Source organism: Paenisporosarcina sp. HGH0030 (genome assembly GCF_000411295.1).
In the GTDB taxonomy this organism is placed as follows: domain Bacteria; phylum Bacillota; class Bacilli; order Bacillales_A; family Planococcaceae; genus Paenisporosarcina.
Genome location: NZ_KE150421.1, coordinates 1,834,807 through 1,857,584, shown reverse-complemented (window position 1 = coordinate 1,857,584; position 22,778 = coordinate 1,834,807). Strand labels below are relative to the sequence as shown.

26 protein-coding genes are annotated in these 22,778 nt (G+C 41.7%); 17 read left to right on the top strand and 9 right to left on the bottom strand.

Annotated features, from left to right (window positions below; genetic code table 11):
• Positions 1-41: 41 nt before the first annotated feature.
• Complete coding sequence (locus HMPREF1210_RS08915; protein ID WP_231391071.1) at positions 42-701, top strand: anti-sigma factor; 660 nt, start codon at positions 42-44, stop codon at positions 699-701.
• Positions 702-1,052: 351 nt separating this feature from the next.
• Here the strand turns inward: HMPREF1210_RS08915 and pdxK are convergent, their stop codons facing one another.
• Both pdxK and HMPREF1210_RS08905 read right to left on the bottom strand, forming a co-directional pair.
• Entirely contained in the window at positions 1,053-1,886 is an 834-nt protein-coding gene (gene pdxK, locus HMPREF1210_RS08910) for a pyridoxine/pyridoxal/pyridoxamine kinase (RefSeq protein WP_016428331.1), read from the bottom strand.
• 64 nt (positions 1,887-1,950) lie between these two features.
• A complete protein-coding gene (locus HMPREF1210_RS08905) occupies positions 1,951-2,211 on the bottom strand; it encodes a hypothetical protein (protein WP_016428330.1) in 261 nt (86 codons plus the stop codon).
• Positions 2,212-2,327: 116 nt separating this feature from the next.
• Here HMPREF1210_RS08905 and HMPREF1210_RS08900 point away from each other — a divergent pair, with 116 nt between their 5' ends.
• From HMPREF1210_RS08900 to HMPREF1210_RS08880, 5 genes are all read left to right on the top strand, one after another.
• On the top strand, positions 2,328-3,074 hold the full coding sequence (locus HMPREF1210_RS08900; protein ID WP_016428329.1) for a DUF4230 domain-containing protein: 747 nt from the start codon (positions 2,328-2,330) through the stop codon (positions 3,072-3,074).
• 5 nt (positions 3,075-3,079) lie between these two features.
• Positions 3,080-3,754, top strand: coding sequence for a uracil-DNA glycosylase (locus HMPREF1210_RS08895; RefSeq protein WP_016428328.1), 675 nt, complete (start codon positions 3,080-3,082; stop codon positions 3,752-3,754).
• Between the two features lie 57 nt (positions 3,755-3,811).
• Positions 3,812-4,090, top strand: a complete 279-nt coding sequence (locus tag HMPREF1210_RS08890) for a YwdI family protein (RefSeq protein WP_016428327.1) — start codon at positions 3,812-3,814, stop codon at positions 4,088-4,090.
• A 168-nt stretch (positions 4,091-4,258) separates the two neighbouring features.
• The gene (locus tag HMPREF1210_RS08885) at positions 4,259-4,639 is read left to right on the top strand and encodes a DUF423 domain-containing protein (RefSeq protein WP_016428326.1); all 381 of its coding nucleotides are present in this window, start codon (positions 4,259-4,261) and stop codon (positions 4,637-4,639) included.
• 103 nt (positions 4,640-4,742) lie between these two features.
• Positions 4,743-5,255 (top strand): membrane lipoprotein lipid attachment site-containing protein, encoded by a 513-nt coding sequence (locus HMPREF1210_RS08880; RefSeq protein ID WP_016428325.1) that lies wholly within the window; start codon positions 4,743-4,745, stop codon positions 5,253-5,255.
• Positions 5,256-5,499: 244 nt separating this feature from the next.
• On the opposite strand, the gene gerQ is transcribed toward HMPREF1210_RS08880, so the two are convergent.
• From gerQ to hemQ, 3 genes are all read right to left on the bottom strand, one after another.
• Positions 5,500-5,871 (bottom strand): spore coat protein GerQ, encoded by a 372-nt coding sequence (gene gerQ, locus HMPREF1210_RS08875; protein WP_016428324.1) that lies wholly within the window; start codon positions 5,869-5,871, stop codon positions 5,500-5,502.
• A gap of 18 nt (positions 5,872-5,889) precedes the next feature.
• Positions 5,890-6,309: a cell wall hydrolase gene (locus HMPREF1210_RS08870; RefSeq protein WP_016428323.1), complete on the bottom strand. Its 420-nt coding sequence runs from the start codon at positions 6,307-6,309 to the stop codon at positions 5,890-5,892.
• An 85-nt stretch (positions 6,310-6,394) separates the two neighbouring features.
• Positions 6,395-7,144: a hydrogen peroxide-dependent heme synthase gene (gene hemQ / locus HMPREF1210_RS08865; RefSeq protein WP_016428322.1), complete on the bottom strand. Its 750-nt coding sequence runs from the start codon at positions 7,142-7,144 to the stop codon at positions 6,395-6,397.
• 490 nt (positions 7,145-7,634) lie between these two features.
• Here hemQ and pta point away from each other — a divergent pair, with 490 nt between their 5' ends.
• Both pta and HMPREF1210_RS08855 read left to right on the top strand, forming a co-directional pair.
• On the top strand, positions 7,635-8,618 hold the full coding sequence (gene pta / locus HMPREF1210_RS08860; RefSeq protein WP_016428321.1) for a phosphate acetyltransferase: 984 nt from the start codon (positions 7,635-7,637) through the stop codon (positions 8,616-8,618).
• Between the two features lie 2 nt (positions 8,619-8,620).
• On the top strand, positions 8,621-9,469 hold the full coding sequence (locus HMPREF1210_RS08855) for a lipoate--protein ligase family protein (RefSeq protein WP_016428320.1): 849 nt from the start codon (positions 8,621-8,623) through the stop codon (positions 9,467-9,469).
• 140 nt (positions 9,470-9,609) lie between these two features.
• Here HMPREF1210_RS08855 and HMPREF1210_RS08850 read toward each other — a convergent pair whose 3' ends face one another.
• Positions 9,610-10,242, bottom strand: a complete 633-nt coding sequence (locus HMPREF1210_RS08850) for an RsfA family transcriptional regulator (RefSeq protein WP_016428319.1) — start codon at positions 10,240-10,242, stop codon at positions 9,610-9,612.
• 165 nt (positions 10,243-10,407) lie between these two features.
• Between HMPREF1210_RS08850 and HMPREF1210_RS08845 the strand changes: the two genes are divergently transcribed.
• From HMPREF1210_RS08845 to HMPREF1210_RS08830, 4 genes are all read left to right on the top strand, one after another.
• Positions 10,408-10,632 carry a DUF1450 domain-containing protein gene (locus HMPREF1210_RS08845; protein ID WP_016428318.1) on the top strand — a complete coding sequence of 75 codons (225 nt, stop codon included), beginning with the start codon at positions 10,408-10,410 and terminating at the stop codon, positions 10,630-10,632.
• A 258-nt stretch (positions 10,633-10,890) separates the two neighbouring features.
• Entirely contained in the window at positions 10,891-12,195 is a 1,305-nt protein-coding gene (locus HMPREF1210_RS08840) for an HD domain-containing protein (RefSeq protein ID WP_016428317.1), read from the top strand.
• Between the two features lie 18 nt (positions 12,196-12,213).
• Complete coding sequence (locus HMPREF1210_RS08835) at positions 12,214-12,717, top strand: YwgA family protein (RefSeq protein WP_016428316.1); 504 nt, start codon at positions 12,214-12,216, stop codon at positions 12,715-12,717.
• A 127-nt stretch (positions 12,718-12,844) separates the two neighbouring features.
• Entirely contained in the window at positions 12,845-13,396 is a 552-nt protein-coding gene (locus HMPREF1210_RS08830; protein WP_016428315.1) for a GNAT family N-acetyltransferase, read from the top strand.
• 152 nt (positions 13,397-13,548) lie between these two features.
• Here HMPREF1210_RS08830 and HMPREF1210_RS08825 read toward each other — a convergent pair whose 3' ends face one another.
• A complete protein-coding gene (locus HMPREF1210_RS08825) occupies positions 13,549-13,734 on the bottom strand; it encodes a 2-hydroxymuconate tautomerase (protein ID WP_016428314.1) in 186 nt (61 codons plus the stop codon).
• 67 nt (positions 13,735-13,801) lie between these two features.
• Here HMPREF1210_RS08825 and HMPREF1210_RS08820 point away from each other — a divergent pair, with 67 nt between their 5' ends.
• Positions 13,802-14,317 carry a YwhD family protein gene (locus HMPREF1210_RS08820; protein ID WP_016428313.1) on the top strand — a complete coding sequence of 172 codons (516 nt, stop codon included), beginning with the start codon at positions 13,802-13,804 and terminating at the stop codon, positions 14,315-14,317.
• Positions 14,318-14,701: 384 nt separating this feature from the next.
• Here HMPREF1210_RS08820 and HMPREF1210_RS08815 read toward each other — a convergent pair whose 3' ends face one another.
• Positions 14,702-16,819 carry a transglycosylase domain-containing protein gene (locus HMPREF1210_RS08815; RefSeq protein ID WP_016428312.1) on the bottom strand — a complete coding sequence of 706 codons (2,118 nt, stop codon included), beginning with the start codon at positions 16,817-16,819 and terminating at the stop codon, positions 14,702-14,704.
• Positions 16,820-17,106: 287 nt separating this feature from the next.
• Between HMPREF1210_RS08815 and speE the strand changes: the two genes are divergently transcribed.
• Positions 17,107-17,940 (top strand): spermidine synthase, encoded by an 834-nt coding sequence (speE, locus tag HMPREF1210_RS08810; RefSeq protein WP_016428311.1) that lies wholly within the window; start codon positions 17,107-17,109, stop codon positions 17,938-17,940.
• 3 nt (positions 17,941-17,943) lie between these two features.
• A complete protein-coding gene (speB, locus tag HMPREF1210_RS08805) occupies positions 17,944-18,816 on the top strand; it encodes an agmatinase (protein WP_016428310.1) in 873 nt (290 codons plus the stop codon).
• A gap of 209 nt (positions 18,817-19,025) precedes the next feature.
• Here the strand turns inward: speB and HMPREF1210_RS08800 are convergent, their stop codons facing one another.
• The gene (locus HMPREF1210_RS08800) at positions 19,026-20,117 is read right to left on the bottom strand and encodes a diguanylate cyclase (protein WP_016428309.1); all 1,092 of its coding nucleotides are present in this window, start codon (positions 20,115-20,117) and stop codon (positions 19,026-19,028) included.
• A gap of 450 nt (positions 20,118-20,567) precedes the next feature.
• On the opposite strand from HMPREF1210_RS08800, the gene HMPREF1210_RS08795 reads away from it, so the two are divergent.
• Together HMPREF1210_RS08795 and argS are read left to right on the top strand one after the other, a co-directional pair.
• Positions 20,568-20,990, top strand: a complete 423-nt coding sequence (locus HMPREF1210_RS08795; RefSeq protein WP_016428308.1) for a DUF1934 domain-containing protein — start codon at positions 20,568-20,570, stop codon at positions 20,988-20,990.
• A complete protein-coding gene (argS, locus tag HMPREF1210_RS08790) occupies positions 20,987-22,654 on the top strand; it encodes an arginine--tRNA ligase (RefSeq protein WP_016428307.1) in 1,668 nt (555 codons plus the stop codon). The genes HMPREF1210_RS08795 and argS overlap by 4 nt, the downstream gene beginning before the upstream one ends.
• Positions 22,655-22,778: the final 124 nt, after the last annotated feature.

Sequence of the window (22,778 nt, the reverse complement as noted above, 5' to 3'; positions counted from 1 at the left end):
TAATTCCATATATAGCAAATGAGCTCAAGGAGAGCGAACGCATGTCCTTTGTTGAACATTTAAAGAATTGTACGGAGTGTAAGAAAGAATATCAGGAATTGTCCCAGGCCTGGCAGGCTATGCCGTTTGATTATACCGAAATCGAGGTGCCTGAATCGCTAAAAGGCGAGGTGATGGGGTTTGTTTTTGATCATAAAACGAAAAGCGGTACGGAAACATTCATGGCTAAGATGAGCAAGCTCGCCATGATGCTCAAAAGCCATTTCACCCCAGTTTCAACCAGTATCGTGGCCGTATTGTTGCTCGCGATTATTGGCCTTGGAATAGCGAATGTACAGGAAAAAAATCGCCATGCCGAAAATATACCCATTGAGATTTTAACTGGCATTCCCTTAAAAGCAGCCAATCAAAGCCACCCGGGAACAAACGGCATCGCATATATTGTCCAGCAGGGATCAGAGAAAAATTTGGTGGTGCAGGTTCACGAATTACCCGTCGTCGAAGGTTCACAGGTTTACCAGGTTTGGCTGCTGAAAAACGGCACGAGGGAAAATAGCGGCATATTCAAGCCGGACGAAAATGGATCCGGAATACTGACCTACCAGCTCGCAGAAGGGCAGACTTTTGATCAAATCGGCATCACCGTCGAACCGGACGCCAACAGCAGCCAGCCAAGGGGAGAAAAAATAGCCGGGTCATAGATGGTAACAAAAAAGGACCGTTACATTTTAAATATCTGGCCAACCTTATATTACGAACGGGTGCTAATGTTCAAGAAACTTACCCAAAAATGATCAAACTTTTTTATGAAAATTCCATCTGTAATCTAAACTGTAGAATCCATTTTGATCGATCTTTTTTCAAAATGGATTCTTTGAATTTGCCGCAATAAAGCAAGTTCATGCGTTATTTTTGATCAAACTTTATTCTAAAGACACAGGTTTCACTTCTACAAGTAACCTATTCCAACTAAACCTGCGATTTTTCCAACTAACCACAAAAACTCCATAAAAAAGCCACTCTATCTAAAGAAAGAGTGGCTAGATTGATACTTAAATTTCTGAAGTTGTAACTTCTGGTGCGCCGAAACGGTTTTTAGCTCCGTGCATAACCGGACCAACGTATTCGTTTAATTTCCAGCCGTTAGCGATTGCAGCAGATACGAATTTCTTCGCTTCCAAAACAGCTTCATTTACTGGAAGACCGTTTGCTAAGTTTGCTGTCACTGCAGCTGCGAATGTACAACCAGCTCCGTGATTGTAAGACGTGTCCGTTTTTTCTGATTCAAGTAGAGTAAATGTTGAACCATCAAAGAATAAATCAACGGCTTTTTCATGCTTCAACTGCTTGCCGCCTTTGATGACTACATTTGTAGCGCCTGCTTCATGAATCTTTTCAGCAGCACGTTTCATATCGTCAATTGTTGTTAATGTTCCAAGACCTGAAAGTTGTCCAGCTTCAAACAAGTTAGGAGTGACAACTAATGCACGAGGCAATAATGATGAGACCATTGCTTCCACATTTTCAGGGAAAAGGGCTTCGTCTTCACCTTTACACACAAGAACCGGGTCAATAACTACTTTTTCTAAACCAGAGCGATCGATTGCTTCCGCTGCTGTTTTAATAATGTCAACAGTTGGCAGCATCCCTGTTTTGATGGCATCAACGCCAGTAGAAAGAGCTGTTTTCAACTGTGCTTGTAATGTTTCAACAGGAATCGGATGAATTCCGTGGCTCCAGCCTTTATCAGGATCCATTGTCACGATAACTGTCAGGGCATTCATGCCGTAAGTACCGTGCTCTTGGAATGTTTTTAAATCTGCTTGTATGCCTGCACCACCAGAAGTATCAGAACCAGCGATGGTTAATGTTTTTTTCAAAGACATGAATGGATTCCTCTTTTCAATAAGTTTCTGTGTTCTATCGTACCAAAAACTCACAATAATTCAATTATTGGAGCTTATCCGCCCGGAGTAGTTGGATGGAAATAAAGGCTAATCCAATCGTGAAAATCAGCGAAAATCCTCCGGTAATCCAGTAATTCTGTGAAAGGAGTCCGAAACTAATAAAAGCAAATAACAATACGACAAGCAACATTCCGATAGTAAAGCAACCAAATCCAAGTGATTTTGCACGTTCGGGCACTTGGCTTTTTTCTTTTGTCGAACGCTCCACGTTTCGCATTTTCTCTCGCCACTGGTAATCCGCCATTTCACATCACCTCTAAAAATATCCTATCATTCGCCTCAAGGTTGTACAATTTGAAACTTTCCATTATCGTAAACGTACTAGAATCATTGACTAATATAGTAGAAACGGGGAGAACGATGTCAAAAGATCAGCGAATTAAGGATATTGAACGATTGCTTGAAGAATTAAAAGCTCAGGACGAAACAGCCGTTACGCTGGAAAGTGTTCAGCCACGTTCATCTGGATTTTGGCAACTTGGCTCACTTTTTAAGTCCATGTGGAAACGGAAAATGCTATGGTTTATTACAGTTATGATTGTACTGATTATTGCAGTTCCAGTTATAACTTTTTGGATGATTAAAGGCAGTACGTTCACGGAAAATAAAGGGGCTTTTTTGGAGCAAATTCAATCGATAAATGAACTCGCAACAGCAGAGGCTTACACGAAAGCTATAATTAAAAGACAGGACAATAAGATTTTTGGACAAGAAATCGGCCTCGAACTGCCAGGGACAAAACGTCAGTTATTGGTCGTTATTCCTGGTTCAGTGAAAGCGGGCATTGATTTCTCAAAAGTCGAAGCGGAAGATATTGTACTGGATGAAGAAGCAAAAACTGCAACGCTAACTTTACCGAAAGCAGAATTTTTAGGTAGACCCGAAATATTATTCGATCAAGTCGAAGTATTTTCATATGAAGGATTGTTCCGCGAGAAAGCTGACATTACCGAGGCTTACGAATTGGCTGCAGAAGCGGAAAAATTGATGATTGAAGAAACAACTGAACAAGGAGTTTTGCAAATTGCTGAAGAAAATGCCGCTCGGTCCGTTTCTGAAATGTTTTCCTTGGTGGAGTATAATGTAACCGTTGAATTTGAGGAGTGAGTATCTTGGAAAAAGAGATATTTGATAACGACTGGCAACAAGTACTTGAACATGAATTCGACCAACCGTACTACTTGAAATTACGGGAGTTTTTGAAAGAGCAATATGCACATGAAACCGTTTATCCACCATTGGATGAAATGTGGAACGCTTTTAAAGAAACTTCTTTTACCGATGTTAAAGTGGTGATTGTCGGGCAAGATCCTTATCATGGTCCGGGACAAGCCCACGGCATGAGCTTTTCTGTCAAACCAGGGATCAAGCATCCTCCAAGCCTTCGAAATATGTTAAAAGAACTCCAAGATGATATCGGCTGCGAGATTCCTAAAGATGGTACGTTGACGAAGTGGGCGAGCCAAGGCGTTTTCTTATTAAATACAGTCCTAACTGTGCGAGCAGGTGCTGCACATTCGCATAAAGGACAAGGTTGGGAACTCTTTACGGATGAAGTCATACGCAAACTTTCGGAGAGGGAAAAGCCTATTGTTTTCGTGTTATGGGGAAGACCTGCGCAATTAAAACGTAAGTTAATTGATACGTCCAGACATGCAATTATTGAATCCGTTCACCCAAGCCCCCTCAGTGCCCATAGAGGATTTTTCGGTAGTAAACCCTATTCCAAAATAAATGAACAACTATCACAATGGGGATTAGACCCGATAGACTTTTGTTTGAAGTAGATTTCATGGTAAAGTGTAGTCTGACAAGAACAATCAGTAAAAGGAGAGTGACCGAACGTGATTCCATTAAGTCGTGTTGTCACCGAGATCGAGAAACATGTCGCAGTGGCAAAAGGTAAAGGTGACGAGCAAAGCATCCGTGAATCCTTGGTCGCGATTCGAGCTTTATGTGATGTTGTATTAAGTGAACAGCCTGATGTCAAACAACAAGTCATGCCGATTCAATATGCACAACCAGTGCACACGGTACAATCCACTTCATCTGTACCTTCCATTTCAGCTGGCGAACGTATGAAGGAAGACGACGCGAACGGTGATTCTTTATTTGATTTTTAACTGAATAAGAATTTATAAAGAGTACAAAAAGAGCCGGAGAGATCAACGGAATCAGTGGGCAGCGGAACGTATATTTTATACGTGAGCAGCTGAGCCGCAAGCATTGAAGAAATCCGACAACTATTAATTGAGGACATTTCAACAACTCATATGAAAGAAGGAATAATTATGCCATTTTTTATCATCGCAGGTGCCGTTAATGCATTTTTGGCCGTTGCATTTGGAGCTTTTGGTGCACATGCACTGAAAGAAAAACTATCCGAGAAATACTTAGCGATTTGGGATACAGCAGTCCAATACCAGATGTATCATGCGATTGGATTAATCGTCATTGGGATTTTGATGAGCTCGAATATCATTGGCAATGTGTCGCAACTTAGCTGGGCGGGCTATTTAATGTTAGCAGGCATCGTGATTTTCTCTGGCTCACTTTATGTATTGAGTCTAAGTGGCATCGGCATTTTGGGTGCCATCACACCAATCGGAGGCGTAGCATTTCTTGCAGCCTGGGTACTTGTGATTGTCTCTGCAGTCAAACATATGAATTGAAATTTTGCGTCCTTCCAAGTGAAGGGCGTTTTTTTGTTGGATAAAAATTGTAACGAAAATACCGACGAAACGGTCTAATGTTTTAGTGTTAGGGGGAATAGCTTTGAAAAAAATCATCATATTTATCACTTTAATCGTACTCCTTAGTGCATGTAGTCAAGCCAGCATTCAGGAACCAACATTCGAAGATTTGAAAAATCATGTACATATTGTAAAAAGTGCTACCGATAAAGGTCTGTTCGTAAATCACACAACTTATCAATATAAAGAAAATGTGAAATTGAGAACCAAACAAGGAGATAAAATTGAACCATCTGATATTCAAGCAGGGAGCTTAATTGAATATGAGGATACAGGGGTGGTATTGGAGTCCTATCCGAGTCAGGGGACAATCAAGTCAGTTACTTTATATGACGATCAGTTCAGTAGGAAAATCGAAAAGGGAATTGCCCATTTCTTAACTGAAGATGCCATTAACGCAACGATCGGTTACAAACTTGTAGCACTTCAGAATGATTTGCTCATCATTGAGTTTACGGATTACGATGATACTGAAAAAGCCTATACGGCAACGATTGATTTGGAAACGTTCGAATATGAAGTGACTCCACTTTAAGGATAGAAAGATTCAATCAAAAAACGAATCTTTCTAAAACCCCCATATACGTGTGGAAGAACCAGAAAAATTCAGAATCAAATTCGAAGAACAAATGGAAAAGTGGTTGCCTGATAAACATATTCCGTGAACATCAAAATTCCCTTTCACAAAACAAAGTGGAAGGGAATTTTTGATGAGCAAATGAATGTTTGAAAAATAAGTTCCAAGTTAGAGACCTAGTTCCACTTTCTTTCATCGAAGATTAAAAGTAATTGATTTCTTCATCAAACGTTACGTAATCCAAATAAATCAATGGAATTAAATAACGTTTTCCTGTCCCTGGCTCACTGACAATTAAATGATCACGGCCTGCTGCTTCGATGATGCCTTTCACAACTTTGGCATTCCATTCACGATTGTTTTCGAATGTTAAATAGACAGTCGCAAGTTTGCCTTTGTTTAAACGTAAAATGTTTTCGATGTAGGATTCTTCACCAGCTGGTGGAGAAGTTGGGCGTCCTCCTGCGGGTAATGTAGAAGGTTGCATTTGTTGTGGAGGCATCATTTGTTGTTGCGGTTGTTGCGGTTGTTGCATTTGTTGAGCATAAGCAGGATTCCAATAATATTGTACCAAGAAATCATCCTTTCCATTTTAAAGATTTGGGCAATCGGAGGGGCTAGGCGAAAAGAAGCAATGAGATTTATAACGACCTGTGTTCGGTTGGTTATACCATGTGGGAGGACATCCCCCCGGTGGTTCGAAAAACCATAAAGAACGTGTAGCAGGGTGGAAACGTTCACCAGCAATCACACGACGGGCAAGTGCCTTGTCTTGTTCACGGGCACGTTGGTAGAAATAAGATTTGGTCGTCGCTTCAAATCCACCTGGACTCTGAAAAACCATTTGCTGCACGTTGCGAATATCATTGAAATCGAGACAAGTCGCAAGCACTCGATTCACACCGACGTTACCGACCATAAGCATTCCTTCCTTGCCTTCACCCTCTGCCTCTGCACGCATTAAACGGGCAAGAGTTTCAATATCTTTTTCAGTTGCCTGGATTACCGCCACAGCACAACCTCCTCGCAACTTATTATACGTAGCACTTGGGAATTTAGAACAAAAAAGGCTACGCATTTTTGCGTAGCCCTGTGTTTTATACAGTTAAAAATTCAGTTGTTTTGTCTGCATCCAGCAATGTTCCCACGAAGAATGAGCCAAACTCACCGAAACGTGCACTTACTTCGTCAAAACGCATTTCGTAAATTAATTTTTTGAATTGAAGGACGTCATCCGAGAACAACGTAACACCCCATTCAAAGTCGTCAAATCCGATAGAACCACTGATGATTTGTTTCACTTTTCCAGCGTATCCACGGCCAATCATGCCATGGCTTCGCATCATCGATTTACGGTCTTCCATCGATAACATATACCAGTTGTCATTGCCTTCACGACGCTTGTCCATTGGGTAGAAACAAACATATTGAGAACGTGGAAGCTCTGGATATAGGCGACTACGAACATGCGGATTTTGATAAGGATCTTCACTGGATTCGCCTGCCAAGTAGTTTGAAAGCTCAACAACAGAAACGTAAGAATACGAAGGAACAGTGTATTCAGCAATTGTTAATTTGTTGAATTTCGCTTCAATTTGTTGAAGCTCATCCATCGTTTCGCGTAATGTCATTAGCATGAAATCTGCTTTTTGACCAATAACTGTGTAGAAAGCATGGCTGCCAGTTTTCGCTTCATGTGCAACATTTAATTCTTCTAAAAATCCTAAAAACTCATTAACAGCTGCTGTACGATCCTCAGCTGATAATTGTTTCCAAGATGTCCAATCCATCGTGCGGAAATCATGTAATGCGTACCAACCATCTAAAGTTTGCGCTGCTTCATTCATGTATGGGACACTCCTTCATCTAATTAAATATTCAAGTTAAGTTTAGCATAAAGCCTTTAAGAAACCTATATTCTCACCATTCACACATGATGAGATATGACAAATTCGTGTTATTATGAAGGGAAAAGGGGAAAGCGCCAATCTAGCCTGACTCCGGCGCTGGAAGGCTCGATGCGAAAGCCCGCTTTCGCAAGAGAGACTGAAGCTTAGGTGCAGGCTGGCGCTTGTAGCTAGACATATAGAAAAGCGGAGCAGGGTGTGAAAGACCGACTCCGGGGCTGGTAAGGCCGATTCGAATGCCTGTATTCGCATGAGAAATGGAAGGAAGGCTAAAATCCCGACATCGTGTCGGAACGCCTTCATGACCCACATCCTGTGGGCCTAAGCTTAGGTGATGCCTACCCTGCGCAGCTAGACACCAACATAAGCGAAGAAACACAATTAACTTAACTAAAAAACAGCCTTAACATACCGAAAGGACGGATGCCGTGTGACGAACTTATTTGATGAAATCAAAAAAAACATTACCGATAAGCAGATAAGAATTGTTTTGCCTGAAGGAACGGACGAGCGTATACTTCAAGCCGCAATTAAATTGCATAACGAGGGAATTGTGACGCCTATTTTAGTGGGTTCACATGATTTGGTGAAAGTAGCAGCGACGCAAGCTGGGATTGATTTGACGGGAATCGAAGTAATCGATCCTGTTCATTTCGAAAAGCTTGATGAACTCATTGAGAAATTCGTGGAACGCCGTAATGGTAAATCTTCGCCAGAACAAGCGCGCATTCAACTGAAAGACGTCAATTCATTTGGCACAATGCTTGTTTACACAGGTTATGCCCATGGCTTGGTAAGTGGTGCAGCGCATACGACAGCTGAAACAGTACGCCCTGCATTGCAAATTATCAAAACAAAACCGGGCGTGTCCAAAACAAGTGGGGCATTTATTATGGTGCGTGGGGACGAGCGTTATATATTTGCGGACTGTGCCATTACGATTGCACCGACAAGTGAAGACTTAGCTGAAATCGCTGTGGAAAGTGCCAAAACGGCGAAAGCGTTCGGAATCGAGCCGAAAGTAGCGATGCTGTCCTTCTCGACAAAAGGGTCTGCCGTTTCACCGGAAACCCAAAAAGTAGTCGAAGCCACGAAGCTCGCGCAAGAAAAAGCACCTTCAGTCATTATTGATGGAGAATTTCAATTTGACGCAGCATTTGTACCTGCTGTTGCGAAGAAGAAAGCACCCGGTTCGAGTATTCAAGGCGATGCGAATGTTTTTGTTTTCCCTTCACTTGAAGCAGGGAATATTGGCTACAAACTAACGGAAAGACTTGGCGGATTTGAAGCGATAGGTCCGATATTACAAGGATTGAATATGCCCGTGAATGACTTGTCTCGTGGCTGTTCGTCTGATGATGTATATAAATTAGTATTAATGACCGCAGCTCAAAGCGTTATGGCAGGGGAATAAAGATGTCTGGGCTTAATGACTTATTTGTAAATAAAGAATGGCGATTTTGGGATCAGTCCATGAGCGGCAGATCGAAATCCGCTCTTGAATCGTTTGCAGCGGACGATATGTTGTGTGAACGAGTTGGAAAAGGCGAATCCCTTCCGACCATCCGAACGTGGGTACACGAAAATACAGTAGTTCTCGGGATACAGGATCACCGCCTACCTCATATAGGAGATGGGCGTGATGTATTGCAGGAACATGGTTTTCAATCCATCGTCCGAAACTCGGGTGGACTTGCCGTTGTGTTAGACAGTGGGGTTCTGAATATCTCGATCGTTGTTTCTGAAAAGAATAATGCAATAGATATCAATGCGGGATATGATATCATGCTCGAATTCGTTCGACATCTGTTTCCGCAAATAGCTGAATCGATAGAGGCATATGAAATTGTAGGTTCATACTGTCCAGGTTCTTATGATTTGAGTGTGGGGGGCAAGAAATTCGCTGGCATTTCACAAAGACGATTACGTCATGGCATAGCGGTTCAAATTTATTTATGTATTGAAGGGAGCGGAGCAGAGCGGGCAGCTTTGATTCGTGACTTTTACGAAGCGGGATTGAAAGATGAACAAACTAAATTTGTTTATCCGATGATTGTGCCAGAAGTTATGGCTTCGGTCAGCGAAATCATCGGAGAAACTGTCACCGTTCAAGATACAGTCATACATGCGCAACGATTAATGAACCATTTGATGCGAAATGTTCACATGCAATCACTGCAGCCAGACGAAACGGATTTATATATGTACTACTTAACCCGAGTTGTTGAACGCAATCAAAAAATGTTGGCTAAAATAGAGGCATAAGCCTACTAGATATATATGAACGTCCATGACTATTCGCTGTAGTAGTTTTTTTGATGTACTGACTGGAAATAGTAAACGATAGAGTCAACAAAACCGTGAATAGACACTCGATAGAACACTACAAAACAGAAAACCACCAATCAGTTGATTGGTGGTTCTTTCGCTACTAGATTACCATTGCGTTCCATTTGGAATACAGGTGAGATGTTTTCAGCATCATCATTCAAAGTCACTAAACGGCGAGCTCGGTTCATGATGTGAACAAACTGTTCGTAATCTTCGCGTATCGTCGAGTTCTCATTTTCCAATCTCGCGATATCACGTTCTAATTGTTTGATTTTTTCTTGAGAATGAGATAGTAGTGCGCGCCAGCGATGAGATTCGCCTTCGCCAGTGCCATTTTGTTGCAGACGTAACAAGTAGGCGATGACCACGTCAAGTGATAGTGCCGATAACGGAATTTGGACGCGTTCCTGTGGTTGTTCTTCGCTGCCTACGAGAAACAGAGATTGCCCTCTGCGACGGTATTCTTTCCCAAGCACACGCATTTTTTGCTTGCGATCTTTTTTTGCTTCACGCAAGTCTTTCTCGTATTCTCTTCTTACAACTGCATTCCAACGAAATCCACAAGCCGCTGCTGTTCGATTCAAGGCATCTCCTGCTTCTTCAAATGCATTTAATTGCGTACTTCCTTCGCGAACGTGTCGCAGCACGGTTTCTGCCAATAATTCATCATTTTCATCTAACCAAGCATCTTGTCTAATTTTTACCATAAATGTCCCTCCTGAATTGTTAATAGTTTTGCTGTTCTACTTCAAGCTTGTACAAGATTCGCAGGTTTTATTCATTCAACATTTAGATTCACTTGAATCAGTATGGAAAAATAAGATACAATGACCTGTAGACTTCTACTCTCAAAAAGAAAGGGTTGTTGGCAAATGGCAAACGAATTCAGAGTTTGCGATGATTGTCAGGCCGTAAATTTAAAAACATTAATTCCTAAGTTAAAAGAAATCGATCCTAACGCATCGATTGATATTGCGTGTCAGTCTTACTGCGGTCCAGGACGTAAAAAAACATTCGCGTTTGTAAACAACCGACCTGTAGCAGCGCTTTCTGAAGACGAATTAATGGATAAGGTACGCGCCAAGCTAAAGGCATAATCTCGCTACTTCGATTAAAAGTTTAAAAATAGCTATTCATACTTTCGCCGCCTTCCCTGAAGGAGGCTTTTTCTTTATAATAAAAGGTAAATATAAGAGAAGAAATTAATATAAAAGTGTCATTTTGTCTAGCTATATGCGCCAGCTCGCTTGCCCCTTTAGGGGTCGGAAAGGCGAAAAATTCGCCTTTCATTCTTCCAGCGCCGGCGTCGAGCTAGAGTTGCGCTTTTCGCTTTTCTAATGAGAAGAGGTGTCCATGTGAGTTATGCAACGCAAAAGTTGGCTGAAGAAAAAGTATTTAAAGACCCGGTACACCGATACATACATGTCCGCGATCAAGTGATTTGGGATTTGATTGGCGCGAGAGAATTTCAGAGATTGCGACGTATCAAACAACTCGGCACAACGTATCTCGTTTTCCACGGGGCTGAACATAGCCGCTTCAACCACTCACTGGGCGTTTACGAGGTTGTAAGACGCATCATTGACGATATATTTACAGGCCGACCTGAATGGGATGAATCTGAGAGACTGGTGGTTCTTTGTGCAGCACTTCTTCATGATCTCGGTCATGGTCCATTTTCACATGCGTTTGAACATGTGTTTGATCTGGACCATGAGAAATTCACGCAGGCTATTCTACTTGGAGACACTGAAGTAAATGAAATACTAAAACGTGTGGCTCCGGAATTTCCCCAACATGTGTCCGATGTCATTGCCAAAACATACGGCAATAAACAAGCGGTAAGTTTAATTTCAAGCCAGATCGATGCAGATCGCATGGATTATTTACAACGTGATGCGTATTTTACAGGCGTAAGTTACGGGCATTTTGATATGGAGCGTATTTTACGTGTCATGCGCCCGCGCGAAGATCAAGTCGTCATTAAACAAAGCGGCATGCATGCGGTAGAAGATTACATCATGAGTCGCTACCAAATGTACTGGCAAGTGTATTTCCATCCGGTGTCCCGCAGTGCGGAAGTAATTCTAACGAAAGCACTTCACCGTGCCAAAGAACTGAGTGAGAGTGGTTACACTTTCGCGTATGAACCGCGTCATTTCAAGACGTTCTTTGATCAAACATTTTCATTGGCTGATTACATTGCACTCGACGAAGGCATTGTTATGACGTACTTCCAGGAATGGGTGCACGAAGAAGATGAAATTCTCTCTGATCTATGCGACCGCTTTGTGAATCGTCGTTTATTCCAATACATTGAATTTGACCCGGCAAAGGATTACAGGAAACTGGCGGAACTCGAGAAATTGTTTAATAAAGCGGGCATCAGCCCTGCTTACTATTTGGTATTCGATTCGTCATCAGACTTGCCATATGATTTTTATCGACCAGGTGAGGAAGGCGAACGTGTGCCGATTCATTTATTGATGCCAAACAACGAACTACGTGAGCTATCGAGGTCTTCTGAAATCGTTGAAGCCATTTCAGGCAAACGAAGAACGGATCATAAATTGTACTTCCCCGAAGATTTATTGACAGAAGATACAAAGAAAAAAGCCGTGAAGAAGAAAATTTTAGAGTTGCTTTACGGACAAGCATAGAATAGGAGGTTGCCTTAATTGTTAGAGGAACATGCGAAAATTGTCCAGTTCATCACGCTGGCGGGAGAAGTAACGGGGCGTAAGAAGCTCCAAAAAATGGTGTACATTGCGAAGAAAATGAACTTTCCATTCCAGGAAAAATACCAATTCCACATGTATGGGCCTTATTCAGAAGAGCTGACTTTACGTGTAGAGGAATTATGCAATATGGCGTTCTTATCTGAGAAAAAAGAAGACAAAGGGTCGTACGTGCAATATACGTACACATGTACCGAAGAAGGAAGCCAGTTTTTATCAACAGTGGATGGCTATCATCCAAAGCTCGATTTATGTATAGAGCGCTTGAATGATAAAAGTTCACGCTTTCTTGAAATGGTCTCAACTTTGTTATACTTCGACCATCTAGAACGCACAGAACAAGTAGAGAAATTGCATGTCGTTAAAGGGAAATTAAATTTTACGGAAACAGAAATTGAAGCGGCCTTTGACTTTATCAAGAATCTTCAAATGTGTATTCAGTAACACATATGAAAACATATAAAAGCAGAGCAATTCACATATGAATTCGCTCTGCTTTTTCTTTTTCTAAAAATGCACCTTTTAATAGGGTTTTATCCTATAATTGTAAAAAGTGAAAAGGGGTAATAATATGCAAAGAATTTTTACCAAAAGATTATTATTGAGAGAATGGCAAGAGACCGACTATAAAGATTTATATGAGTATGCAAAAAGTGATTTGGTTGGACCAAACGCAGGTTGGAAACCTCATAAAGATGAGAAAGAAAGCAAAGATATTATTCAAATGTTTATTGCAAGTAAAGATACGTATGCAATAGAACTTATTTCTGAAAATAAGGTGATCGGCGGAATAGGACTTCATGACAGAAAGCCAGATGAACTATTATCACACTTAAGTCAAAAAGAAATAGGATATGTCTTAAATCCTAATTATTGGGGGAATGGATTTGTCCCTGAAGCTGTAAATGGCTTACTTAAATACGGATTTGAAGAATTAAACCTAGATATCATTTGGTGTGGACATTATGATTTCAATCATAATTCTAAAAGGGTCAATGAGAAATGTGGATTCCAATACAAATTCAATAAAAAATTGATATTGGAAAGGTTAGATGGAAAAGAAGTCACCTGCCTATATTATTGTATTAATAAAACAGATTATGAGGTCGCTTCCCCGATTTAAAACTTATAAAAATAATGATCTTTAATATAAACACTTTGTCCGTTATTCCAAACGTTTGCGTACATAAATTGGCCAATGAAAAAAGCTAATTACATGGTCTAATGTAATCAGCTTAGGTCAATCATAATAAAGTGGGAATCCACATTATTAACTTATTTATCGCTAAACAGCTTTCCAGCTACTGCGTAATGATTTTTTGGCATATCTTCGATAAAGACAACTACGTTTTCAACAGGAGCATTTGTTGTTTCAGCAACAGCAGCGGTTACTTTTTCTACAAGCGCGCGTTTTTGATCGTCTGTGCGACCTTCAAGCATTTTTACAGTTACGTATGGCACTGGAGTTCCTCCTCTTTCACAAAAGTTTATCTATTCGTTATAATAACAGAACGGAGGGGACTAGCGTATGACAAATGAAGAAAAACCAAAACAAAAGCTTGGATTCACAATCATAAAAAATGATCCAACAGATGGTCACGGTGGTTTCGGTGTAGGTTCTTTGACACTTGAACATGTATCACCGGTCATCATTGACGTCGAAGAAAAAACTGCCAAAGTTGAAATTGGTGCCATGCATGCAAGAAGCGATACGGAACGCGGGATCAAATTCACAACGAATCGTGAAGATTCTGAAGGTGGTAAATTATTTTGGCTTGTATGGGTTACCATTGACCACAAAGCAACAGGACCCTACTATGCAGGTGTGACCGGATGTGAAATGGTCATCAACCGTGAAAAGCGCAGAGGATTCAAGATTCTGGCTGACCACGTAAACAAGATGGACAAATCAATGAAACGTCATATCATTGTTGACCAAATGGACGATTCATCTAAGGAAATATTGCGGGACTTTTTACAATCGCATAACCCAGAAATGTGGGCACGTAGTGAAGAAAAACTTCATCATGAATTGAATTCCTAATATTGTCAAACAGTTGTACAAAATGTGACATTTTCATGCACCTCTGTTCAATGGTTGAATATGTCGAAAAAAGCAAGTACACTTGAAACATAGCTGACAAAAAGTGAGCTAGGACAATTGGAAACGCGTCTGTACATGAGCGCCGTGAGACATTTGTGTCAAACCCAAGCCAAATGCCTCATGTTTCTCATGTCAGCGCCAACCAAGAAAAAAGCTTTCTGTTTCATCGGATAATCATTTCCGAGAAAGAGAAAGCTTTTTTATTTGTTTTTAATAGTTATTGGAAAAGCCTTATTGGTCCCCTCGAAAAGTTCATTCGAGGGGTATTTTTGTTGGGGGAAAATGGCTGTAAAGAAATAAACTCTGATTGAAAGGGAATAAACCTTAATCGTCATCATCGTTTCTAAAGAAAGAAAACGGGAACAGTGACCATGGATCGTCGCTATCCATTTCAATAACTTCATCGGCATCCTCATTTGTTTTCACATCTTCCAACAATTGTTTCTGTAGCTTCGGATCGGTACAAAGCCGTTTTGGTATGTCTTCTTTTTTTACATACATTAAGCGCTGTTTCGTACAGGCTGAAACTGCCAGACCGCCAGTTTCGATATCCACAATGACACCGGTCACACCTTTAGGAGGCAAGAATGGTTCGGCGGTTACGCCTTGATGAACTCTCTCCATGTAATCAATCCAAATATTTTTCGTTGCTTGTTTGTCTTCTGCTAGCTGGAGCTGCTTGCCGGCGTCATATCCATTCCAAACACCCGTTGTTAAAGTTGGGGTATATCCAACGAGTACTTGATCGGAAATCGTCGTTCCCGATTTGGCCGCATATGGTCGCGTTTGTTTTCCGCGAATCGACAATCCGGTTGCCGGCGCATAATCGTTGAAAACGGGGTCAAACATGCCGGTCATTAAGTGCGTTAAAATAAACGCATCTTGAGCTGACATGACACGGTCATCATCATCCCGTTCTTTCGGGTCTGCTTCAAAAACGACTTCGCCATGACTGTCTCTAATTGATAGCACGGTCCGAAACGGTTGATCGATGCCGCCATTCGCTATTTTATTAAAAGCGCCAGTCAAGTCTTTCAACGTCACTTCGGACGTGCCGAGTGCCATTGCTGGCGTTTCCTGCACGGATGTTTCAACTCCTAAGCGCTTTAATAACGATTCAAACGGTTTATAGCCTACCTTCTCAAGTGTTTTTACGGCATATATATTATCTGAAATGGCTATTGCCTGTGCCAATGAAATCGGATGATTCGCAAACTCGCCGTTAACATTTTTAGGCTCGTATTGCGAACGGCCATTGTCATACGTGAAAATGGTGCGCTCGCTCTCAAGGAATGTCAAAGGGGAGAACCCTTCTTCAAGAGCCGCTGCATATAACAGTGGTTTGATGGTGGATCCAGGTTGGCGTTTTGCCTGAGTCACACGGTTAAATGAACTTTCCGAATAAGAGCGCCCACCGATTAATGCCGTTACATAACCTGTTTCAGGTTCCATACTGACAAATCCTACTTCCAGGCTGTCTTTCGGCATCCAGTCAGCGACTACTTCTTCTGCGACTTTTTGATGTTGGGTGTTCAACGTGGTTTCGATTGTCCAGCCACCTTCAGCGATGGCGCGTCCTTTTTTGGCTAAAATACGATCCGCTTCAGCCCATGCTTCGTCGAGGAAGTAAGGTGCTACCGATTTAGTTCCCTTCCATTCCTCATTTTTCAAAACAATTTGCTCATCACGTGCACGTCGCACGGCTTCTGTTGATACCATTTCCTGTGATTCCATTAAGCCAAGGACTATGTTTTGGCGTTTGTAGGCGTTCTCTTCATTGATCAACGGTGAATAAATACTCGGACCTTTTGGAATCGAAATGAGCAAAGCTGATTCAGCCAACGTCAGGTCCTTACTTGGCTTGCCAAAATAAAAGCGGCTTGCGGCTTCCACTCCGTACATGCCATGACCGAAGTATACCGTGTTTAAATAACCTTCCAACAATTCATCTTTCTCATAAAAGGTTTCCATGCGGTAAGCAAACAGAGCTTCTTTCGCTTTACGAGTCCAAGTTTTATCATGGGTTAAATATAGATTTCGGGCATACTGCTGAGTAATGGTACTCGCGCCCTCCACTTTTTTCATGGCTTTTACATCTTTTAATAAAGCCGTCGCAATTCGTGTGTAATCGAAACCATGATGCTCGTAAAATTCCTGATCTTCAACTGCCAAAATGGCGTCACTTATAAAAGGGGACATCTCCTCTAACTTCACCCAGTAGCGTCTTTGCTCGGCAAAACGGTCCCCAATGGAATGACCGTTGCGATCTAAAAACACGGTTGCTTGAGGGACGGCAAGAGATGGTGGACCAAGAATTTGTGCATATATACGCAATGCCAAAAGAATAGTGCACAATGCACTGATTGACACAATGGAGTACCAGATAACGGATCGAAGCTTTTGGTGCTTTCGTTTTTTTTGTTGTAAGTCAGCTCGTCGCAATTGCTTTCACTCCGTTCATCCATACTTTTTAGTAGTATGGTAAATTCATGGGAGGATTAAACGCGTGAATAGAGAAAATGACAAATGCAAAAACGAGTGGTATATCATTTTTAGGCAGCTAAATGATTCTGTTACCAAATCAAAAATAGAACTGTTAAGAAATAATAGTTGCACTTTTGTCAAAAACATCTATACTTTTTCTGTATTTGTTTTTCGGCAGACCGCGTTCACTTTCGCTACATGCCGGGAACGGATCCACTAACCTCGTAAGTAAAGGAGAATGCATTATGGCTGGATTTTGGTTTACAGAAAAACAAACCGAGAACTTTGGCATTACGATGAAGGTGAACCGTACCTTGCATACGGAGCAAACGGATTTCCAATTGCTCGAAATGGCGGAAACGGCTGAATGGGGCAATATGTTATTCCTGGACGGCATGGTAATGACTTCGGAAAAAGACGAATTCGTATACCATGAAATGGTGGCACACGTGCCTTTATTCACACATCCAAACCCAGAGAACGTTTTAGTTGTCGGTGGCGGAGACGGTGGGGTAATTCGTGAAATCATGAAACACCCACAAGTGAAAAAAGCGACACTTGTAGACATCGATGGCAAAGTTATTGAGTACTCGAAAAAATATTTACCAACAATCGCATCAGAATTGGAAAACCCACGTGTCGATGTACAAGTAGGAGACGGTTTCATGCACATTGCTGAATCTGAGAACCAATACGATGTCATCATGGTAGATTCAACAGAACCTGTAGGTCCAGCAGTGAACTTGTTCACAAAAGGCTTCTATGCAGGTATTTCAAAAGCGCTAAAAGAAGATGGAATTTTCGTTGCACAGTCGGACAACCCTTGGTTCACACCAGATTTAATCAAGCAAGTTCAAAAAGACGTGAAAGAAATTTTCCCTATTACTCGTTTATATACGGCAAACATCCCTACGTACCCAAGTGGTCTTTGGTGCTTCACACTTGGATCGAAAAAATACGATCCTTTGACAGTAGAAGATGCACGTTTCCACGAAATCGACACGAAATACTACACGAAAGAATTGCATAAAGCAGCATTCGTGTTACCGAAGTTCGTGAAAGATTTAGCGGGGGAATAATTAATGAGATTTGATGAAGCCTATTCAGGCAATGTGTTTATTAAAAGTCATCCAAATTACGACGAATCACAAGCTGTCATTTACGGCATGCCGATGGACTGGACAGTTTCCTACCGTCCAGGTTCACGATTCGGTCCACAACGTATTCGCGAAGTGTCAATCGGCCTTGAAGAATACAGTCCGTATTTGGATCGTGACCTTGACGAAGTAAATTACTTCGATGCAGGGGATATTCCGTTACCTTTCGGGAACCCGCAAAAAAGTTTGGACGAAATCGAAACGTTCGTGACAAAATTGTTAGCTGACGGAAAAGTTCCAGTCGGAATGGGTGGCGAGCACTTAGTGTCTTGGCCAGTTATGAAAGCTGTCGCTGCAAAGTATCCGGATTTGGCAATCATTCACATGGACGCACATACTGATTTACGTGAATCTTACGAAGGAGAAGCACTTTCACACTCCACACCAATTCGTAAAATCGCCGATCACATCGGTCCAAAAAATGTTTACTCATTCGGTATTCGTTCAGGCATGAAAGAAGAATTTGTCTGGGCAAAAGAAAACGGCATGCACATTTCAAAATTTGAAGTGCTGGAGCCGTTAAAAGAAGTGTTGCCAACATTGGCAGGGCGTCCAGTATACGTAACAATCGACATTGATGTACTTGATCCTGCACACGCACCAGGTACTGGAACAGTCGACTGCGGAGGTATTACATCTCGTGAATTACTGGCGTCTATCCATGCGATTGCAGGTTCCGACGTAAACGTCGTTGGCTTCGACTTAGTGGAAGTAGCGCCAATTTACGATTCATCTGAACAAACTGCAAACACTGCAAGCAAACTCATCCGTGAAATGCTTTTAGGCTGGGTAAAATAAATGCGTAAAGCGCCACTCTAGCTCGACTCCGAAGTTGGAAGCAAAGTTTACTGTGTGCCAAGTAACTGCAGGCACACCGGGAGGCTAAGTTCCTAGCCTCGTGTCGGAACGCCTTCATGACCCACATCCTGTGGGCCTATGCGGAGGTGCGACCTGGCGCTTGGAGCTAGACAATAATAAAAGCGTGATGCTCTCATTTCTGAGAAGCATCACGCTTTTTTATTTGTGAAATGAATGACGCGATTACGTCCGTTCGCTTTCGCCTCATACATAGCTGAATCAGCAGCACTATAAAGTTCCTGAATCGTTGAGCCATTATCCGGATAGGAACTGACTCCCACGGATACCGTAATTGAGACTTCCAGGTTATCTGAAACGAGGAATGGGGTGCTTGCCACACTGGAGCGTATGCGTTCACCTAGATAAAGTCCCATTGCAGGAGGGGAATTAGCAATCAATACGGCAAATTGTTCGCCGCCATTTCGTGTGACGTATCCCTCATTTTCCGAAACGAGATCCTTCAGACGCTTGCCAAGTTCCCTTAATATTTCATCGCCCGCTGGATGACCGTAAATATCATTCACTTTTTTGAAAGAATCGATATCGATGGAAATCATGCTGAAAGGCTTGGTTGATTCTGTAATGTAAGAATGTGTCAGCTGATGGAATTTGCGATTATTATAAAGACCAGTCAGATAATCGGTCTCTGATAATAATTCAGTATGACGGATTTTCTTAAAATGCTCGTTTAATTCGATTAAAATGAACAGTACAGTAAAGAATGAAAAGGCGGAATAAATGATATAGTACAGGACTTCGTGAACGTTATTCAATGCTGGATACATGATATAGACGATTAAAAGAGCAGTTTGAGCAGTTGCATAATAAAAATAAAGATGAGCATTTCTAAATGTCATCCTATATTTAAAACTGAACGCCCCAATCACAATTCCCATGAGGATAACGTTCAATCCTGCAAGAATTCCAGTCGTAGTGAATTCCTCCATGATAAACATCCGTGTCACACCAATAATCAGTCCGCTGATGATAGGAGCAATCGGTCCGCCAAAAATTCCGGAAATCACAATTACTACGTGTCTTGCATCAAGTATAATCAAATCAGACAGATTGACAGCGGATTCCATCAAGATAAAACCAGCCAATCCAGCAATAATTCCAATGATATAAGGATGTGTTTTCGGGAAAGGGAAATTCGATCGCACAACATCTTGGAAGGGCCAATAGGACAAAACCGCGAAAGTGAATAAAATACAAAAGTTAATAAGTAATTCGAAAAGCATGACTTTTCCTCCGTGAGAAATTCTAGCGTTAGTATAACATACCTAAAAAAACGATTAAGTAAATTTTAACAAATTATTACAATAGCGATGTCCTTTAAAACGACATTTGAAATAAAGTATATAAATCACTTATAATAAAAAGGTTATAGAAAAGCGTAAAGCGCCGTTTTAGGTCGACGCCGGTGCTGGAAGGTCCGATGCGAAAGTTCACTTTCGCCTGAGGAACTGAAGCTTAGGTGCGGCCTGGCGCTTGAAGCTAGACATAGAAAAGCGTAAAGCGCCGTTTTAGGTCGACGCCGGCGCTGGAAGGTTCGATGCGAAAGTTCACTTTCGCCTGAGGAACTGAAGCTTAGGTGCGGCCTGGCGCTTGAAGCTAGACATAGAAAAGCGTAAAAGCATTTCCTTGGTAAGGAAATTAAACAAAATCACAAGGAAGCGGGTGGACTTGTTATGAATACAAAAGTAAAAGTAAGGTTGAAAACGACCATCCGGCAACCTAATGAAGAACCGGAAATCTATGAATTATGGGCAACTGGCACTTTGATTGAAAAAGATGAGACATCCTATTTAAAATATGCGGAAGTTCAAGATGACAAAGATGTGAACACCACTGTCAAAATGGGTGAAACCGAAGCCCTGGTACTGCGAAGCGGCGGAATTAATATGCGTCTCCCTTTTATTAAGGACTCAGAGCAGACAGGCAGTTACGATAGCGAATATGGCATGTTGATGGTGACAACCAATACACGGCAGATGACGTTTGAACAAAATGAACACGACGGCCATTTTGTCGTTCAATATGATTTAGACGTGAGCGGGCAACCCGTTGGCGAATACACACTTGAATTTCATTACACGGAGGGATCGCAATGAACGCAGTAGAACAAGTTCAACAATCCATTAAAGAAGCATTACAGAAAGCTATATTGAAAGCCGAATTAACTGATTCGGAAGGAATGCCTGGCATTCATTTGGAATCCCCACGTGATAAAGCGAATGGTGATTATGCTACAAACATTGCGATGCAGCTGACGAAGCTTGCGAAGAAGCCACCTCGTGCTATTGCTGAAGCTATTTTGGAAAACCTTGATACAACTGGCACAGTTATCGAGAAAATCGAAATTGCCGGTCCAGGATTTATGAACATCTCAATTCGCAAAGATTACTTGGCGGACGTGGTGAAAGCTGTCTTGGAACAAGGTGCTGATTATGGCCGTTCAAAAGCTGGCGCTGGTGAAAAAATTCAAGTGGAGTTCGTTTCGGCGAATCCAACAGGTGATTTGCATTTAGGGCATGCCCGTGGTGCATCAGTCGGAGATTCATTATGTAATGTATTGGATTTTGCAGGCTATGACGTGTCACGTGAATACTATATCAATGACGCCGGGAACCAAATCAACAACTTGGCACATTCATTGGAAGCGCGCTACAAGCAAGCATTGGGTCAAGATGCTGACATGCCTGAAGATGGCTATCACGGTCAAGATATCATTGATATCGCAAAAGAAATGGCAAGCGAGCATGGCGATGCATTGCTTCAGAAGTCTGCTGAAGAACGCTTTGCATTCTTCCGTTCACATGGTCTAAAAGTGGAACTTGCAAAACTTCAAAAAGATTTAGCCGATTTCCGAGTTAGCTTTGATGAGTGGTATTCAGAAACTTCTCTATACGAAAACGGCAAGATTGAAGTCGCTTTGGATAAATTACGTGCGAATGGTCACGTATTTGAAGAAGAAGGCGCAACTTGGTTCCGTTCGACAACATTTGGCGATGACAAAGACCGCGTGCTGATTAAAAACGACGGTTCATTCACTTACTTAACACCTGATGTTGCATATCATGAAGACAAAATTGCACGCGGTTTTGATAAATTAATCAACATTTGGGGAGCGGACCACCATGGTTACATCCCACGTATGAAAGCGGCAATCCAAGCACTTGGATATGATCGCGGTACGCTTGAAGTAAGCATTATTCAAATGGTTCAATTGTATAAAGACGGCGAAAAAATGAAGATGAGTAAACGTACTGGTAAAGCCGTCACGATGCGTGAACTTGTTGAAGAAGTTGGTTTGGATGCCGTTCGTTACTTCTTCGCAATGCGTTCTGGCGATTCACATATGGACTTCGATTTAGATTTAGCTGTCTCACAATCAAATGAAAATCCTGTGTATTATGCACAGTATGCGCACGCGCGTATCAGCTCGATTTTACGTTCTGCTGAAGAGCAAGGATTCAGCGCTTCGAATGCTCAATTAGATTTATTAAAAGCTGAAAAAGAAATAGATGTTCTGAAGAAAATGGGTGACTTCCCGCAAGTTGTGGCTGATGCAGCGAAAATCCGCTCACCACACCGCGTTGCGACATACATCCAAGAACTTGCAGCAACCTTCCATAGTTTCTACAATGCAGAAAAAGTATTGGATGCAACGAACGAAGACATGACACGTGCACGTCTTGCCCTTATTACGGCAGTCCGCACAACCATCGCAAATGCCCTACGACTGATTGGTGTAAGCGCACCTGAAAAAATGTAATTCTAATAACCAAAGCCATTTCACTCGAAAGATGTGGAATGGCTTTTTTGGTGCCCGGCACCGCATGCAAATTTAACGAAATTCAGATAAGTGAATGCGAAATCTAGATAAACGTATTCGAATT